The following is a 15,714-nucleotide window of genomic DNA, read 5'->3' as shown; positions in this document are numbered from 1 at the left end:
ACTTGCATGTGTAAGGCATGCCGCCAGCGTTCAATCTGAGCCAGGATCAAACTCTTCAGTTCAAACCTGTTACTGTTTTCGGTCTCTTCCGAGACCGGTCGCTCACTCAACGTACTGACGAATGATCTCTCTATCTTCCGACAGAAAAACCTTCCTTTCATTACTGTGTGAGACTTGATACTTTCGCTTTAACGCCCGGCTCCGAAGAACCCGGCTCGCGTCGCGCATCAAGCGCCCACACTTATCGGCTGTTAGTTTTTAAAGATCGGTTCGCATCCTCCGCAAGCGCCTGTTCCAACTACCCGGCACTGCTTCGTTCTGCGTCGCTGCATCAGCAGCAGAGAAGCGGAATTATGCAGAACTTCCGCTGCGCCGTCAACAGGTTTTTGCTACTGCCTGAACCTGCCGCCACCGCCGGAAGCCTTGCCACTGCTGGCTTTCCCGCTTCCCGTGCCCCGGCGTCCGGAGCACGAAAGAGCGAGATTCTAGCGAGACGGGCGACGCCTTGCAAGCGTTATTTGACAAGCGCAAATCGTGCAAGAAATGGTGTGAGCAGATTGGCCGAAGCGACGTGAACTACGTCGTTTGCAATCAGGCAATCGAGCTCTTACTCATCACGCGCTCGACCACGCCAAGGTAGTGAGCAAGATCCGGCGTCGCGCGATCTGGCTCTTTTGCGAGGTCGTCCCATTTGCGCAGACGCAGCGCGTCCTGCGCGTAGTCTTTCTGCAAAAACGCATCTGCTTCCTCGCGGCTAAATATCCCGCCTTGCAGCGCCAGACTCCGCAGCGAATCGGCGGAAAGCTGGCCGATATATGTGTCGTCGATGGCGCAAAGGCAGCGTTTGGCGTCCACATGCAGGCGGATCGGCTCGAGTATTGCGTCCGCCAGCACCGTCCGCAGAAACGGCAACGCGAAGTACTGGTGCAAATCGTCGACGCCCCGCTGCGTCGGCGTCTCGCCTTGCAGATTGAGCAGATGACCAAGGTCATGCAAAAAAGCGGCGACGACCAGTTCGTCATCCGCGCCGGCTTCCTCCGCCAGCGCGCCGGTCTGCAATGCATGCTGAAGTTGCGTGACCGGTTCGCCGCTATAAGCGATGTCGCCGTATTGCTCGAACAGGGATCGAATGTCGCTCACAGTCAATGCCACACTTTTACCCCCACGGTAATGAAAACGTCTTCAGGTTGGTAACACGTTCATGACGCCGTTCGCATCCCGGACCCATAAGTAGTAAGTCACGCAAATGCCGCATATCGAAGGCGGCATCGCAGACGTTGTCCCCAAGGATCCACCGACGGCCTCTGTTCACGGCCGTTGGCCGTTCATACAATCCCGCAGCATCCAAAAACACGTTGGCCAGAAGCCGCTCATCGCCGACAAACGCAAGCAGCGAAACCGCAACTGCACGCTCAATCGCTCCGACGCCGCGGCACGCGCGCCGCGATCAGCAGCAGCGCCGCCAGCGACACCAGCAGCAGAATCAGCGACAGCGCGGACGCAGGCAGGTAGTAACCGCGCTCCACCTGACCAACGACGACAATCGGCACCGTCGCAAAACCGGGCGGATAAACAGTGAGCGTCGCGCCCAGTTCGCCGAGCGACAACGCGAAACCCAGCGCAAGACTGGCGCGGATAGCGGGCACGAGCTGCGGCAGCACGACCCGGCGCAATACCATCGACGGAGGCGCGCCAAGGCTCGCAGCCGCTTCGCGCAACACCGTCAGCTCGGGGCGCAACGCGGCGGCCGCACAGCGGTAGCAGAACGGCAGCACGAGCGCGAGCTGCACGAACACGACGATCGCCGCGGAGCTCGACAGATCCACCGGCCGCTTGTGATACGCAATCAGCACCGCGAGCCCGAGCACCACGCTCGGCACGCCGTTGGGCATCATCGCGATGGTGTCGACGAAAGCGCCGAGGCCGCGCCGGTCTCGTCCTTCCAGTGCAAGCGCGAGCCACAGCCCGAGCACGGTGCCGAGCACCGCGACGCCCATGCCGATTTCGAGGCTCGTCGTCAGCGCGTCGAAGTCGCTCGAAGAGAGCCGCTCGAACCAGCGCGTGCTGAAGCCGTCGGGCAGTATGGTGCCCGACCAATGAGCGGCGACACTCGAGAGCGCGACCACGATCACCGGCAACACGAACAGCCAGAAACACAACAGCGCGGCAAAGCCGAGAAACAGTCCACTAAGCAGCCGCGCGACGAAACTCGGGCGTACCGGCCGCGCCTTCATATGCATGACCGGCAGCACCGCCGGGTCGAGTTCATCGGCCATGGCCCACTCCTTTGACCTTGCGACGATTAACCTGGCGATACAACGCGTACAGCGACAAAGACATGGACAGCATGACCACCGCGCCGGCGGCGGCCGCCGGCAGGTCGAGATCGACGGTGGCCGAGCTATAAATTGCGACCGGCAGTGTGATCAGATGCGCGCTGCCGAGCACGAGCAGAATGCCGAATTCGTTGAGCGTGAGCAGAAAGCACAGAATCGTCCCCGCCGCGATGCCTGGCCACGCGAGCGGCAGGATCACTTTGAACGCGACCATCCAGCTGCTTGCACCGAGACTGCGGGCGGCTTCGATGAGGCGCATGTCGAGCGTGGCGAACGACGCCAACGTTGGCCGCACGACGAACGGCGCATAGAACACCACTTCCGCGAGAATGACGCCGCCCACGCCGAACAGAAAATCGAGCGGCGCCTGAAGATGAAAAAGCCGCTGCAACGCGATGCTGACCGAGCCTTGCGAGCCGTACAGAAAGATCAACGTAAAGGCGACCAGAAACGATGGGAACGCGACGAACAGTTCGAGAAAGCGTGTGACGATGCGCGCGCCGGGAAACGGCTTGAAGAACAATAGCGACGCAAGCGCCACGCCGAGCAGCGACGCAAGTCCCGCGCTCGCGAACAGAATCCACAGCGTCGTGCCAATCACGCCGCGCGTCTCCGGATTGCCGAAGAATGCCGCATACGCCTGCAGACCAATGCCATGCGGCCCGCTCAAACTGAGTGCCACGAGCCGCACCAGCGGATAAATCACGAGCGGCCCGAGCACGAACAGCGCGATGAACAGCAGATGCCATTGTGCCGTGCGCCGGCGGCGCTTCGCCGCGGCCCGGTGCGACGCGACGCTCGCGTTGCGGGGAGCGTCTGCGGCGGCCAATCCGGGAAGAGAAGTCGACGCCTCAGGGCTTGATAAGGACGACATCGTCTGCCTCGTAACGCAGGGAAATACGCGCGCCTTTCTCGGGCATCATGCCGTGGCCGCGCTGCGTGGTGACGAGCACCGGTTCGCCCCGCATTGCGTCGAGCACGACGGACACCGACAGGACGGCGCCATACCATTCCACCGACGCAATCGCGCCATGCAACTGCCCCTCCCCGAGCGGCACGATGCGCAGCGCTTCGGGCCGCAGGCACGCGACACGATCGCGATCGCTGTAGCGGACGTCGTCCATGCTGAAGGCGACGTGCGGCGGCAGCAGGTTTGCCGCGCCGAGATAGCGCGCGACAAACGCGTCGTCGGGAGCGTCGTACAACTGTTGTGGCGTACCGAGTTGCGCGATGCGGCCGTCGCGCATCAACAGTGTGCGGTCCGACAACACCAGCGCGTCGTCCTGATCGTGCGTCACGCAGACGATTGTCAGGTTCGGCAGGCGTTCGTGCAGCGCCTTCAATTCCGAACGCACCGACGCGCGGAGGTTGGCGTCGAGCGCGGAAAGCGGCTCGTCGAGCAGCAACACGTCAGGCTCGATTACGAGCGCGCGCGCCAGGGCGACGCGCTGCTGCATGCCGCCGGAAAGCTGCGCGGGCATCACGTGTCCGGCGTCGCCGAGCTGCACGAGCTTGAGCGCGTCCGCGACGCGCCGCGCGATCTCTTTCGACGAAATGCGTCGCGCACGCAGGCCGAACGCGACGTTCTCGAACACCGACAGATGCGGAAACAGCGCATAGCTCTGAAACAGCAGGCCGAGGTTGCGCTTATGCGGCGGCACATGCGTGAGATCGTGCCCCGCGACGGTCAGCGTGCCGGACAATTCGTCCGCCTCGATGAAACCGGCAATGAACCGCAGCAGCGTGGTCTTGCCGCAGCCGCTGCGACCGAGCACGGTGAGCAGTTCCCCGCGCCGGATCGTCAACGACAGATCGTCGAGTACGGTACGCGAGCCGAAGCGCACTGTCAGATGGTCGATCTGCACGCCGCCGGGCACATCGGAACGGGTGGCGTCGAGCGCTTGCGGCGAGACGCCGAGCGGGCCGGGATCAGCAAGACTGGCCGGATTCACCGGATTGATCCTCCAACAAGATTGATGCTTGTGCAACCAAGTGGCGATTCAAGAGAGATCGCGACGACGCTGCGTATCTCGACTGACCGGTCGACCCGACAGTCGACCGGTCAGCAAAGAGCGGCTTACTTCGGCTTGACGACTTCCGTCTGCTTGCCCGACGAACCGATCACTTCGTTCTTCCACCGCGCGGTCCAATTGGCTTTCTTAGCCATGACCTGATTCCAGTCGACCGGTATCAGCTTCACGCCCGCAATCGCCTGCTTGACCGTTTCGCCGTTCTTGCCCGCGAGCGGCACGTCGCTGCGGCCGGGAATGCCGAAGATGTCGGGCACCCTGGACTGCACGTCGGTCGACATCAGATAGTCGACCAGTTTCTTGCCTTGCGCCTGATTCGGACCGTTCTTGATGAGACCAATCGCGTATGGCAACTGGAACGTGGTCGGCTGGCCGCCTGATGCCGCAGCGAGGAATACCGGCTTGAGCGACAGACCGCCGTTGGCGGCGTCGTCGAGATCCATCTGCAGGTCGCCGTTTGCGAACGCGATTTCGTTGCGCGAGAGCAGAACGTCGAGGTAACCCGTGCCCTTGGTGTGGAACTTCGCGCTTTGCTCGAGCTTCTTCAGATAGTCGAACGCCTTGTCCTCGCCCATCAGCGACGACGTCAGAATGATCACGGCCATGCCGTCGCCCGCCGTCGCCGGATTCGAGTAGGCGATCTTGCCGCTATAGTCCGGATGCAGCAGATCGGCGAAGGTCTTCGGCTGGCTCTTCGTGACTTCGGGGTTGATCGCGAACGAGAAGTAGTTGTTCACGAAGGTCGCCCACGCGCCGTCGGGGGCCTTGGCGATCGCCGGCACGTTCTTGTAGTTTGCGCTTTGATACGCCTGCAGCAGACCGTTCTGGTCCGCTTGCTGGATGAACGGCGGCAGGGTCACGATGACGTCGGCCTTGGGCTGATCTTTCTCGATAGTGGCGCGGTTCACCACTTCACCGCTGCCCGCCGTCACGATGTTCACCTTGACGCCTTCTTTCTTTTCGAAGGCTGGCAGCACGTCCTTGTAGAGATTTTCCAGGCCGTCGGCGGTGTACAGCACCACAGCATCGGCCGCATGAGCCTGCATGGCCGCGCCGCCAAAGACCGCAGCGGCAACGAGCGCCGGCAACAGTTTGCGTGCGAGCCCCGTGGTCTGAGGGGAATTTGTCTTTGTCATGTCGCTTCTCCGAAAGGCAAAAAAACCAGACGGCCGGGAAGAACCCGATCCCTGTTGTGATTGAATGGTGTGTGCTGCGCGCCGCTTGCGCTTTGGCTGCTGCTTGCGTGCTTGCGTGCGCGCTGCTTGCGGAGCCTGAATGTGGGCCCTGAGAGAATTGCAGGTATCGGTGACAACGCCGTGACTATTCGGTCGAATTCCAAAAAACGACACAATTTGCCAATAGTGGCCGAGCGAGTAAAGACCATGGGCGCTACGCGCGCCGCTCACGCAATCACGATTTCAGGGCCGTGCGCCGTTATTGCCTTGGCGAGCGAGCGCTCGGGTGCCAGTTCGGTCACGAGATAGCGAGCCGATTCGATGCCGTTAATGCGCACGGGCGTGACGCGGCCAAACTTGGAATGGTCTGCGACGATCACCACTGTGTCGGCCGCTGCGATCATGCGGCTGCGCACCTCGGCGGCCATGCGGCTGTAGTCGGTCAGATAGCCGTCAGGCGAGATGCCGCCTGCGCCGATGAAAGCGAAATCCGCGTGATACTGGGTGAGTTGCTGCACTGTGTCGAGCCCGAAGGTGGCGTCTTCGATGTCGGAGAGCTCGCCGCCCAACAGCGTCACGCGGTTCTCGTTGCGCCGGCCGAGCAGCAGCGCGATGCGCCAGTCATTCGTGTAGATCGACAGCCGGTGCCTGTCGAGCAAGGCTCGCGCGACCGCCTGCGTGGTGCTGCCGGAGTCGACGATCAGCGACGCGCCGTCCGGAACAAACTCCGCCGCGCGTTCGCCGATTGCGCGCTTCGCGCCGGCATTCGCGGCTTCGCGCGTGTCGAGGTCGGGTTCGCGCCGGTCGCTGGAAAGTGCGCCGCCGTGAGTCGTGACGAGCAGGCCGCGCCCGGCCAGCGCATTCAGGTCACGACGGATCGTCTCGCGCGATACGTTCAATTCGCGCACCAGCTCGGCCACCGAGAGCGCGCCGGTTTTGGCGACTTGCGCCAGAATGTATTGGTGACGTTGTTCTGCGAGCATTCAGGACGTTTCCTTCGTCATTTTGCGAGAGGTGCGTCGAGCGGGGCACTTCTGCATAAAAAGCCCGCCCGCAAAGGCTGCCAGCGTTTATGGCCCATGCCATGAACCGCACCTACACTCGTCTACAGGTTGCTAAACTTCGAACGCTGGCGTAACTCTTTTCTCTCATTCGCGGAAAAACCTACGCCGACCATGCGATTCGATGCCAAAGCCGCAAAACAGCTCTACGTATATGACCTTCGATGCGTTTCAAGGTCTTCGTCTGGAAGCAACCGCATCGCGGCGCAGTTGGACGTACCGATTCAAATCGCCGGTCGACGGGCGGATGCGTCAGCGGAAGCTGGGAGAATGGCCAGCAATGTCTTATGCGTCCGCGATAGCCAAATGGCAAGACATTCGAGCGCGCCGTGACGCTGGCGAAGACCCCGCGCTCACCCGCAGGGCATCGAACCGCCATGAGGTGGCTTTGACGCGGGAATCATACACGGTGCAGGAACTCTGCGAGGACTTCCTAACAGGCCATATTGAACGGCACCGAGACTCTGTCGGTGCAGCCCGGTCCCGCCGGCGCCTCACGACCAGGATCGCCCCGATTGCACGTTTGCCAGCCGAGACCGATGCTTCGGTTGACGTTTTGCTTCATCCGTTTGTCTCCTGATACGCGTCCGCTGGATGTGACCGACCCTCGCCACGCGGCGCTTTTCCTTTTCGTTTATGGCAGTGGATGCCGTCATCGGGTCGGAGATGACGGCTGGCTGGAGTTCGCTCAGGCTATCGTTTTCGCACGCCAGGCCAATTGGCGCTTGAGCACGGATTCGGCGGTCTCGCCGACTAGCTGCTCATAGGTTGCGGGTGCCGTCGCGCCCTCGGTGTTGACCAGCAATACGCGGGAAGAAGCATCGAGGCCCACCTGAGTCGCCAGTTGCCGATCCTGCTGCAACAGGATGAGACCAGCTTGCGGACGGCAACACCCTCCGACTCTTACTGCTTCTGCAGTTTGGTGACCGTAAGCGCGCCGTCGACTTCTTCAGCGACGAAGTCGACTTTGTCGCCGACCTTGACCTGCGAAATCATTGCCGGGTCCTTGACCTTGAACACCATCGTCATGGCCTCCATCCCAAGGTTTTCCAGCGGGCCGTGCTTGATGGTCAGTTTTCCCGCTGCGGCGTCGACTTTCCTGATTTCCCCATGTGACATGGCCGCCTTCTCACCGCCCGGTTGGGCACTGCTTGAGCCCATTTTCATGTTCCCCATATCACGAGCCGCATAGGCCGATGCTGAGATTGCCAATGCGCAACTGACCGCAATCGATGCAAAGACGTTGTTCATTACCCGTTCTCCTGCGTTGGATAAAAAGTTGTGCCGGACTGGACGCCCGGCCGGACAAAAATCAGCTCTCAGGCAACTCGCCGGTGTATTCGTAGGCAACGGTTCCCTTTGGATGCCTGAACCAGCCAGGGTCGCGATAGTCGTTACGCTTCAATCCGTCGCGAACTTTCACCACGGTGAACATTCCGCCCATTTCCAGAGGACCGAATGGGCCGGTGCCGGTCATCATCGGCAGCGTGTTGTCCGGCAAGGGCATCTCCATCTCCCCCATCGAGCCGCCGGTGCTGCCCATCGCCATGTAGTCCGGCACCAGCTTGCTGATGCGTTTCGCGAGGTCTTTCTGCGGCACGCCAATCAGGTTAGGTACCTGATGCCCCATCGCATTCATCGTGTGGTGCGATTTGTGGCAGTGAAATGCCCAATCGCCGGGCCGGTTCGCCGTAAATTCGATGGCACGCATCTGGCCGACCGCCACGTCGGCGGTCACTTCGGGCCAGCGAGCGGCCGGCGGAATCCATCCGCCATCCGTGCCCGCGACTTCGAAGTGATAGCCGTGCAGATGAATGGGGTGGTTGGTCATCGTCAGATTGCCGAACCGGATACGCACGCGGTCTCCTGCGCGCACCGGCAATGGGTCGATGCCCGGAAACACACGTGAATTCCACGTCCACATGTTGAAGTCGGTCATCTCGTTGACGCGCGGCGTGAAGCTGCCCGGGTCGATGTCGTAGGCGGACATGATGAAGACGAAGTCACGGTCCACCGGCATGACGCGTGGGTCTTTCGGATGGACGATGAACGTCCCCATCATCCCCATCGCCATCTGCACCATCTCATCGGCGTGCGGGTGATACATGAAGGTGCCGTGCTTCTCCAGCTGAAACTCGTAGACGAACGTCTTGCCCGGCGGGATATGTGGCTGCGTGAGCCCCCCGACACCGTCCATTCCCGATGGCAACAGCATCCCATGCCAGTGAACCGTGGTGTGCTCGGGGAGCTTGTTGGTCACGAAGATGCGGACCTTGTCGCCTTCGACTGCCTCGATGGTGGGCCCGGGCGCCTGGCCGTTATAACCCCATAGATTCGCGTTCATGCCCGGCGCCATCTCGCGCACGACCGGCTCGGCAATCAGGTGAAACTCTTTCCACCCATTCTTCATGCGCCATGGCAGCGACCAGCCGTTGAGCGTCGCGACCGGCGTGTAGGGACGGCCGTTGGAAGGCGCTAGCGGCGGTTGCATCGTGGCCTTGGTCATAGTGGGCGCCTCAGGCAGCGACGCAGCGCCCGCCTTGCTAACTATTGCGGCTCCCAGCAGCGCGGCCCCCGAGCCGCCGAGAAAGTTTCGACGTGACACCATTTCATTTACCTTCGGAATCTGTAGGCGACGCAGGCTGCATCGCGGGTGCGGATGGCGCCGAGGCCATAGCAAGCGGAGGGAGACGGCCGCCAACCGCCTGCTGCAGGTCGGTCTCCGCTAGCCAGTATTCTTTCAGCGCGTCGATGTAGCTGTTGACCGCTCCCACCTGGTCGCGAGAATCGGCGAGCAGCTCGAAGACGCTCGCGAGCATGCCGTTGTAGCGAAGCAGGAGCTCGTCTGAAATGGTTTTGCGGATTGGCACCACTTCGTCACGGTAGTGCTTTGCGACGTCGTAATTGGTCACGTAAGCCGAATAGGACTCACGCACTTCCGACCGCGCGTTAATCGCAGTTTCGGCAACGCGATTGACCGATTGCATGTAAATCGCTTCGGCGCGTGCGACCTTCGACCCGCCCCAGTTGAAGATGGGTATCTCGACGCTAATTTCGTAGCCCTGCTCGTGGCCATCCAGGGTCGTGAAATTGTTCTGGTACCCGACGTCCAGCGCGTTGATGAATCGTGTCGCCCTGCTAAGCCCCAACGAACTGGCGACACTCTGCGTCTGCAGTTTCGCCGCCTGGATGTCCAGTCGGTTCTGCATGGCAAAGCTCTCAAGGTCGTTCAGCTCAGGCCTGGTTCCAGGCAGGTCCGGCAGCCGCTCGGGAAGCTTGTATTGTGTTGCCGCGCCCCACAGGCCCATCGTTCGCGTCAGCTTTTCTCGTGCGGCAAGAGATTGCTGGCGGACTTTCGCCAGTTGGGCGACTGCATCAGCATAGAAAGCCTGCTCACGTGCGTAGTCGAGCTTGCTGAAATTGCCGGCCTGCTGCATCCGCAACGCCAGTTCAGCTCCCGCTTCGGCCGAATCCTTCACCTGCGCGGCATATGTCGCAGCCTGCTCGGCGGCGACTGCGTTGACATAGGCACGTCGTGCGTCAGCTGCGACCTTGAGCATCGCATCTGCGGCGAGCAGCCTGGTCTGCTCGAAGCGGCGGCTTTCCATGCGCGTCGCGAGCGGCAGCGTCAGCACGTTCAAAAGACCGAGCATGAAAGTACGGTTGATGCTGAGGTCGTTGCCTCCATGCGTACGAGTGAAGGAGAAGCTCGGGTTCGGCAGTCGCCCCGCCTCTACAAGGTCCGCCTCGGATATGCCGAGTTCGTCGTAAGAAACCTGCAGTCCTCGATTGTTCAGCAGCGCAATCTGCACGGCGTCGTCCATACCGAGCGGCTTCGAGAGAAGCTCGTCTGTGCGTTTGGCGACAGCATCCCGGTCCTGGTCGGTCTTCACCAATACGGCGTCTTTCCCTAGTCGCCCGGACGCAGTTGCAGCAACCGTGTCGAAACCACCGTCTTTGGAAAAGGTGTTGCAGCCGGCGAATAACAGAAGGATGCCGGCGGCGGCAATGATGCGGCCGCCTGGATATGACGGTCGCATCATTTCGTCGCCCCCTCATGGCCAACGGGGTGCTCGCCGTGATTCGTCGCGGCTCCGCTGGCAGGCGCGCCGCCATCGTTCATCCCGGCCATCCCCTGCTTTATTGAGCCGTTGATAACTGATTTATTGAGCTCCTGCCAGGAAGGGGCTTTCTTGTCCTGATACGGCTGGTAGTCCGCAAAAACGGACGGCGCACTCACCGCCGGGACAGACGCAGCGGGGTCCGTCGGGTCGGGCAGTAGTGTCGTCGCGTGCGCGAGCGCGGGCAAAGCTGCCACCGCGCTCAATAGCGTGGCAGAAAACGTTCGCATGAATTTCTCTCGTCGTCAGTCAGCTGGCTGGCCGGTCACGGGCAACCAGAATGAATCGGCGCGCCGCAGTCGAGCCCGCGGGCGATGGACTAGACGAGAGTGAGTCGGGGAGGTCGTTCGATGCCGTCAGTCAGGAACCGGACGACGGCAACGGGGAGCTGCGAAGGAGGAGCAAAACGGACTGCTGCGATTGCTGCAGCCACACTTGCGGACACTGGCAAAGCCGCACCGACACAGCAGGACGCGCAGGCAGAGCATTGATGCACATGGTGTATGCCGTCATGGTGATGACCGGCATGGTCAACGTCTGCCAACAAATCGCCTTGCACGTGATGTGTATGAGGCGTCTCTTCAACGGCATGCTCTGCTGACGTCACATCTTCATAGGAATGCGAGGAATCGCATCTCACCGAGACGGCCGCGAACGACTGAACCGGAAGGCTCAGTGCCAACAGCACGACGAGAAGGACTTTGCACCAGTACGCCATAGCTGCGAAGTCTAGCACGCACCTATGGAAGCTGTAAGGTTGGGCAAGTGTCAGTGTGTAACTGCAAGAGCGTGGAGCGAGCCCGCTCGCCAGTCAGTGCGCATACGCAAAGTGGAGCGCTCCCCACGCGCAGTTTGCGAATGCCAGTTGCTCGGCGTTCCAGCCGGGAGGGTGCTGGGGCATGTCATTTAATCGCCATCAAAACCTTGTGCGCCGGCGCGCAGCGGCTCACGATTGTCGTGCGGTTTTTCCGTCAAGGAAATTGCCGTTGCCACTTGGCCTTCCCATGATGAGAAGGTCTAAATTAGGCAACATCGGTTATTCCTGGAGCCCGAAATGCAATGCGCGAAGTGCAGGATACGGCGTGCGGCGGCTGTGCAAACGCCATCACTCGCGCGGTCACCGGCATCGGGCAGCTACCGGTCGGGTCAGCCGATATGTTGGCGTGATAGACATGGAAGCGCTACGGCTGTTCAATACCGTCGAGGGTCGGACAGCCCGAACGGCATCTATTTCTACAACCGCGCACCGTTAGCATACAAGCGACTGGGCAGGAGGTTGCGATGCAGATTCTCACCGCTCTGGGCCATGCTCTCTGGATGGCCTTCACGATGCTATGGCAGATTTTCTGGGGGCTGAGCCTGGGCTTTCTGTTCTCCGCCGTGATTGAAGTTGCCGTCTCGAAATCTGAGATGTCGAAGCTGCTGCCAGACGCTTCCCCCCGCTCGCTGACCGTCGCCAGCCTGCTCGGCGCGGCGTCGTCCTCCTGCTCCTATGCCGCCGTTGCCATGGCCCGCTCCATCGTGCGTAAGGGCGGCGACTTCACCGCCGCCATGGCATTCCAGTTTGCGGCCACGAATCTTGTGCTGGAGCTTGGCGTGCTGATGTGGGTGCTGATTTCCTGGCAGTTCGCCGCCGCTGAGTTCATCGGCGGTCCGATCATGATTGTTGTTCTGGTGCTGGTTTTCCGGCTCTTTCTCAAGGACTCGCTGAAGAAGGAAGCCATTGAGCAGGCAGATAAGGGCATTGCGGGCAGCATGGAGGGGCATGCGGCTATGTCGATGGGCGGACAGCACGGCACCTGGAAGCAACGTCTCCGTTCCAGGGACGGTTGGATAGCCATTAGCCAAAGCTATGTAATGAACTGGTCGATGCTATGGCGCGACATCGGTGTTGGGCTACTCATTGCAGGCGCGCTTGGCGCGTGGGTGCCCGACAGTTTCTGGCAGAAGTTCTTCCTCGTTAGCCACCCCACGGCAGCCATGATTTGGGGTGCCTTTGTCGGTCCGCTGATTGCGGTTGCGTCATTCACGTGTTCTGTCGGCAACGTGCCGCTGGCCGCAGTGCTGTGGAACGGCGGCATCAGCTTCGGGGGCGTCGCTTCGTTCATCTTCGGCGACCTCATCATTCTCCCGATTTTGAACATCTACAGAAAATACTATGGTGGCAGGATGACGGTTTTCCTCGCCGTGGTCTTCTATATTGCGATGGTCTCCGCTGCGCTCGTGGTCGAAGCACTATTCCAGTCGCTTGGCTGGGTCCCCACGGAACGGCAGACGGCAGTCGTCGACGCGGTGATTACATTCAACTACACGACCGTCCTCGACATCGTCTTTGCTGCGGTCTTCATCGTTTTGCTGGTCATATTTTTCCGGACCGGCGGCCCGGAGATGATGCGAATGATGGACGCGGGCGAGCATGACCACGACGGGCACGGCATGCATGGTCCGCACGCTGAACATGCACATCACCACCATCACGACCAGTCAAAATCACGTTAACCGCTTCCGCCGTCCACGCACGGCGGCAGATACGGGTCGCTTCCAACTCGCATGGCGATTGGTAGCGACTACGCCATCGCGCGGCACTCCTTGGCGCAAGCATGGCACGCTTCGGCGCATTGCTTGCAATGCTCGTGTTCGTGTTTCTCGCACTCGGCAGCACACGCCTCGCACCACGATGCGCAAAGCTGACACATATCCTTGACGTGTCGGCTGCCACGCGCCATGACGGCAGAAGCAAGACGACAAACATTCGCACAGTCCATGTCCTGCCTGATGCATTCAGCCATTTGGGATACGTTGCTTTCAGACAGACAGGCGGTTGCGCAATGGTCGCATGCAGCAGCGCAACAAGTGTGCAGTCCAGACCGAACACCAGCACCATGTTCGGAAAGATGTTCCAGTCCACACCCAAGATGTTCCGCCTGCTCCATCGTAGGACTCGCTATGTCGGCACCTTCGGATAAAGCGGCCTCCCGAACGAGCCGATACGACGCAGCTTGAATCTCCGCGGAAGAGGCGCCGGGCGGAAGTTCTTCGAGAATTCTTTGCACGGTCGCTTTCGACCGCGTGCTCACGACTGCACCGCCGATCTGATCAGCGAACGCTTGAAAAATGCTTGGATAGCCGGTGCGACCGGATGATCGATGCCGGTTCACGAACATTCACGAACCAAAGATGTTTCAGGCCGCGAACCTTACGGGTTCTTAACAATATAGCGGCATTCCGCGATTCAGCGGGCGGTATCGACAATTCATTTGCGAATAAAAATGCATTTGGCATTTTCAGTAGCTTTTTGACATTTTTATTTCTTCAAACAAAATAATTACTCGCTTGATTTTTCAAATTAGTTCAGACAATATTTACTTGCCTTCTACCCGGCACCGTTCTTAGTTCGTTTATTTTCAATAGCTTAGCTGGGCTTCTCCAGTCATATCTGCTGCATTGCCGTCGACTCTTGAACGTCTATCGTTATGCATTTCCGAATGCAGGGGGCTCTATGTCCGTCCAGAAAATTATCTTTCGTTTGCCTAACTCTCTTAATGTGCAAGTCGAACAGCATATTTTTGAAGTTGGTCGTAAGGCCGTAATACTGGTAAATGGGGCTTTAGCGACAACGGCATCGTTTGGGCAAACAATCAAGTATCTCGGCGAGCGATACAACGTCATTTGCTTCGACCTGCCTTATGCGGGGCAATCGAAGCAGCACAACCGGGCCGGTTCGCTTCTGACGAAAGAGGACGAAGTCGACATCCTGCTGCACCTGATTCATCACTTCGAGCCTCGCTTTCTGTACTCCGTGTCGTGGGGCGGGCTCGCGTCATTGCTCGCGCTGGCGCGGCAGCCTGCTTCGATCGAGCGCGCGGTAATCGGATCGTTCTCGCCGTTCCTCAACGAGGCGATGATCGCCTATGTGACGCAGGCGCGGCACCTGCTCAATACAGGCGAGAATCTGCAAGCCGCGCAACTGCTGAACGACACAGTGGGCAAACATCTGCCGCGCATACTGAAACTCCTGAATTACCGCTATCTGACGAGTCTACCGAGGGAAGAGCAAAGCCAGGTCGCCTTTCATGTCGAGCAGATACTGGCATTAAGGCCCGAGACTTATCTGGATCAGTTGGCGAACATTCGCTGCCGGGTCAAGTTCATCAACGGCGAGCTCGACGAGTACACCACTGCGCACGACATTCGCACCCTGGCACGCTATGTCACTCACGCGCAATTCGCGACCGCAGCGAACACCGGGCATTTTCTCGAACTCGAAGGACGGGCACAGGCCGCCACGATGCGCGAGGAAATTCTCGGCTTCTTTGGCGTCAACCCGGAGTTCGATCGTTCACGGCTCGACGCGCTGTCGTCCGCAGTGGAAGAGCAAACGTTTGCTCACTCAGGACTGAACGTCGAATTCGGGAGCTGAAATGACGATCTATCACACGCTTGCCATTCTCGGCCCGTGGGCCCTCTGGGTTGCCTACTGGATGAAAGCGTCGTCCGGTGTGAAGCAAACCGCAAAACGCGAGGACCGGCTCTCACGCACGCTGCAGTCAATTCCGCTGATCGTGGGCTGTGCGCTGATTGTGTTGCCGGAGCATGTCACCGTCTCGAGTCCGGCGGCCGCCCATTTCGATTTGCAGCAATGGATTGGCCTCGCGATCGTTGTTGCCGGTCTCGCTTTCTCAGTGTGGGGCCGTCGCCATCTCGGGCCTAACTGGAGCGTGTCGGTCACGCTGAAAACCAATCACGAACTCGTCCGCAGCGGTCCTTACGCGCTCGTGCGTCATCCAATTTACTCAGGTTGTCTGCTCGCGATTGCCGGCGCCGCGCTCGTCAACGAACAATGGCGCGGCGTTATCGGCTTCGTACTGATCTTCGCTTCGCTTGCCTACAAGGTGCGCGTCGAGGAGCGGTGGCTCTCCGAGTACTTTGGTGCGCCGTACCGTACCTATCGCGAGGAAGTGCCGGCGCTCGTGCCGTGGCTCTATTGAGGA

General features: G+C 60.2%; 15 protein-coding genes and 1 pseudogene. 4 read left to right on the top strand and 12 right to left on the bottom strand.

The window, feature by feature from the left end; all coding sequences use genetic code 11:
- Positions 1-591: 591 nt before the first annotated feature.
- The 6 genes from A3AC_RS0116720 to A3AC_RS0116695 form a co-directional block, all read right to left on the bottom strand.
- Complete coding sequence (locus A3AC_RS0116720; RefSeq protein WP_025600224.1) at positions 592-1,152, bottom strand: phosphonate degradation HD-domain oxygenase; 561 nt, start codon at positions 1,150-1,152, stop codon at positions 592-594.
- A gap of 260 nt (positions 1,153-1,412) precedes the next feature.
- The gene (gene phnV, locus A3AC_RS0116715) at positions 1,413-2,276 is read right to left on the bottom strand and encodes a 2-aminoethylphosphonate ABC transport system, membrane component PhnV (RefSeq protein WP_025600223.1); all 864 of its coding nucleotides are present in this window, start codon (positions 2,274-2,276) and stop codon (positions 1,413-1,415) included.
- Positions 2,266-3,210, bottom strand: a complete 945-nt coding sequence (locus A3AC_RS0116710) for a 2-aminoethylphosphonate ABC transporter permease subunit (protein ID WP_025600221.1) — start codon at positions 3,208-3,210, stop codon at positions 2,266-2,268. Before A3AC_RS0116710 ends, phnV begins: the two co-directional genes overlap by 11 nt.
- Positions 3,188-4,288, bottom strand: coding sequence for a 2-aminoethylphosphonate ABC transport system ATP-binding subunit PhnT (gene phnT / locus A3AC_RS0116705; RefSeq protein ID WP_025600220.1), 1,101 nt, complete (start codon positions 4,286-4,288; stop codon positions 3,188-3,190). The genes A3AC_RS0116710 and phnT overlap by 23 nt, the downstream gene beginning before the upstream one ends.
- A gap of 125 nt (positions 4,289-4,413) precedes the next feature.
- Complete coding sequence (gene phnS, locus A3AC_RS0116700) at positions 4,414-5,502, bottom strand: 2-aminoethylphosphonate ABC transporter substrate-binding protein (RefSeq protein ID WP_025600218.1); 1,089 nt, start codon at positions 5,500-5,502, stop codon at positions 4,414-4,416.
- Positions 5,503-5,768: 266 nt separating this feature from the next.
- A complete protein-coding gene (locus tag A3AC_RS0116695) occupies positions 5,769-6,524 on the bottom strand; it encodes a DeoR/GlpR family DNA-binding transcription regulator (RefSeq protein WP_025600217.1) in 756 nt (251 codons plus the stop codon).
- A 202-nt stretch (positions 6,525-6,726) separates the two neighbouring features.
- Between A3AC_RS0116695 and A3AC_RS31305 the strand changes: the two genes are divergently transcribed.
- Complete coding sequence (locus A3AC_RS31305; RefSeq protein WP_084515484.1) at positions 6,727-7,182, top strand: Arm DNA-binding domain-containing protein; 456 nt, start codon at positions 6,727-6,729, stop codon at positions 7,180-7,182.
- A gap of 108 nt (positions 7,183-7,290) precedes the next feature.
- Here the strand turns inward: A3AC_RS31305 and A3AC_RS31045 are convergent.
- From A3AC_RS31045 to A3AC_RS0116670, 5 genes and pseudogenes are all read right to left on the bottom strand, one after another.
- Positions 7,291-7,479, bottom strand: a pseudogene (locus tag A3AC_RS31045) (diaminopropionate ammonia-lyase); the annotation flags it as partial.
- Between the two features lie 26 nt (positions 7,480-7,505).
- Positions 7,506-7,853 (bottom strand): copper-binding protein, encoded by a 348-nt coding sequence (locus tag A3AC_RS0116685; protein ID WP_025600216.1) that lies wholly within the window; start codon positions 7,851-7,853, stop codon positions 7,506-7,508.
- A 61-nt stretch (positions 7,854-7,914) separates the two neighbouring features.
- Entirely contained in the window at positions 7,915-9,210 is a 1,296-nt protein-coding gene (locus A3AC_RS0116680) for a multicopper oxidase family protein (protein ID WP_025600214.1), read from the bottom strand.
- A gap of 1 nt (position 9,211) precedes the next feature.
- Entirely contained in the window at positions 9,212-10,642 is a 1,431-nt protein-coding gene (locus tag A3AC_RS0116675; RefSeq protein WP_156924629.1) for a TolC family protein, read from the bottom strand.
- Positions 10,642-10,953: a hypothetical protein gene (locus tag A3AC_RS0116670; protein ID WP_025600211.1), complete on the bottom strand. Its 312-nt coding sequence runs from the start codon at positions 10,951-10,953 to the stop codon at positions 10,642-10,644. The genes A3AC_RS0116675 and A3AC_RS0116670 overlap by 1 nt, the downstream gene beginning before the upstream one ends.
- Before the next feature lie 1,051 nt (positions 10,954-12,004).
- Between A3AC_RS0116670 and A3AC_RS0116655 the strand changes: the two genes are divergently transcribed.
- Positions 12,005-13,222, top strand: a complete 1,218-nt coding sequence (locus tag A3AC_RS0116655; protein WP_025600210.1) for a permease — start codon at positions 12,005-12,007, stop codon at positions 13,220-13,222.
- A gap of 68 nt (positions 13,223-13,290) precedes the next feature.
- Here A3AC_RS0116655 and A3AC_RS31035 read toward each other — a convergent pair whose 3' ends face one another.
- Positions 13,291-13,584, bottom strand: a complete 294-nt coding sequence (locus A3AC_RS31035) for a four-helix bundle copper-binding protein (RefSeq protein WP_084515491.1) — start codon at positions 13,582-13,584, stop codon at positions 13,291-13,293.
- 638 nt (positions 13,585-14,222) lie between these two features.
- Between A3AC_RS31035 and A3AC_RS0116650 the strand changes: the two genes are divergently transcribed.
- Together A3AC_RS0116650 and A3AC_RS0116645 are read left to right on the top strand one after the other, a co-directional pair.
- Positions 14,223-15,143: an alpha/beta fold hydrolase gene (locus A3AC_RS0116650; protein WP_025600209.1), complete on the top strand. Its 921-nt coding sequence runs from the start codon at positions 14,223-14,225 to the stop codon at positions 15,141-15,143.
- A gap of 1 nt (position 15,144) precedes the next feature.
- Positions 15,145-15,711: a methyltransferase family protein gene (locus tag A3AC_RS0116645; RefSeq protein WP_025600208.1), complete on the top strand. Its 567-nt coding sequence runs from the start codon at positions 15,145-15,147 to the stop codon at positions 15,709-15,711.
- Positions 15,712-15,714 lie beyond the last annotated feature (3 nt).

The organism is Burkholderia sp. WSM2230 (assembly GCF_000472445.1).
GTDB lineage: Bacteria > Pseudomonadota > Gammaproteobacteria > Burkholderiales > Burkholderiaceae > Paraburkholderia.
Note: the sequence above shows the minus strand (reverse complement) of the source record. Positions and strands in the feature narration are given on the sequence as shown.

Bases quoted from the DNA above. Each gene is read 5' to 3' on its own strand.
- phnV (WP_025600223.1), bottom strand. From the start codon at position 2,276: ATGGCCGATGAACTCGACCCGGCGGTGCTGCCGGTCATGCATATGAAG.
- A3AC_RS0116710 (WP_025600221.1), bottom strand. From the start codon at position 3,210: ATGTCGTCCTTATCAAGCCCTGAGGCGTCGACTTCTCTTCCCGGATTG.
- phnS (WP_025600218.1), bottom strand. From the start codon at position 5,502: ATGACAAAGACAAATTCCCCTCAGACCACGGGGCTCGCACGCAAACTG.
- A3AC_RS0116695 (WP_025600217.1), bottom strand. From the start codon at position 6,524: ATGCTCGCAGAACAACGTCACCAATACATTCTGGCGCAAGTCGCCAAA.
- A3AC_RS31305 (WP_084515484.1), top strand. From the start codon at position 6,727: ATGCCAAAGCCGCAAAACAGCTCTACGTATATGACCTTCGATGCGTTT.
- A3AC_RS0116685 (WP_025600216.1), bottom strand. From the start codon at position 7,853: ATGAACAACGTCTTTGCATCGATTGCGGTCAGTTGCGCATTGGCAATC.
- A3AC_RS0116680 (WP_025600214.1), bottom strand. From the start codon at position 9,210: ATGGTGTCACGTCGAAACTTTCTCGGCGGCTCGGGGGCCGCGCTGCTG.
- A3AC_RS0116675 (WP_156924629.1), bottom strand. From the start codon at position 10,642: ATGCGACCGTCATATCCAGGCGGCCGCATCATTGCCGCCGCCGGCATC.
- A3AC_RS0116670 (WP_025600211.1), bottom strand. From the start codon at position 10,953: ATGCGAACGTTTTCTGCCACGCTATTGAGCGCGGTGGCAGCTTTGCCC.
- A3AC_RS0116655 (WP_025600210.1), top strand. From the start codon at position 12,005: ATGCAGATTCTCACCGCTCTGGGCCATGCTCTCTGGATGGCCTTCACG.
- A3AC_RS0116650 (WP_025600209.1), top strand. From the start codon at position 14,223: ATGTCCGTCCAGAAAATTATCTTTCGTTTGCCTAACTCTCTTAATGTG.
- A3AC_RS0116645 (WP_025600208.1), top strand. From the start codon at position 15,145: ATGACGATCTATCACACGCTTGCCATTCTCGGCCCGTGGGCCCTCTGG.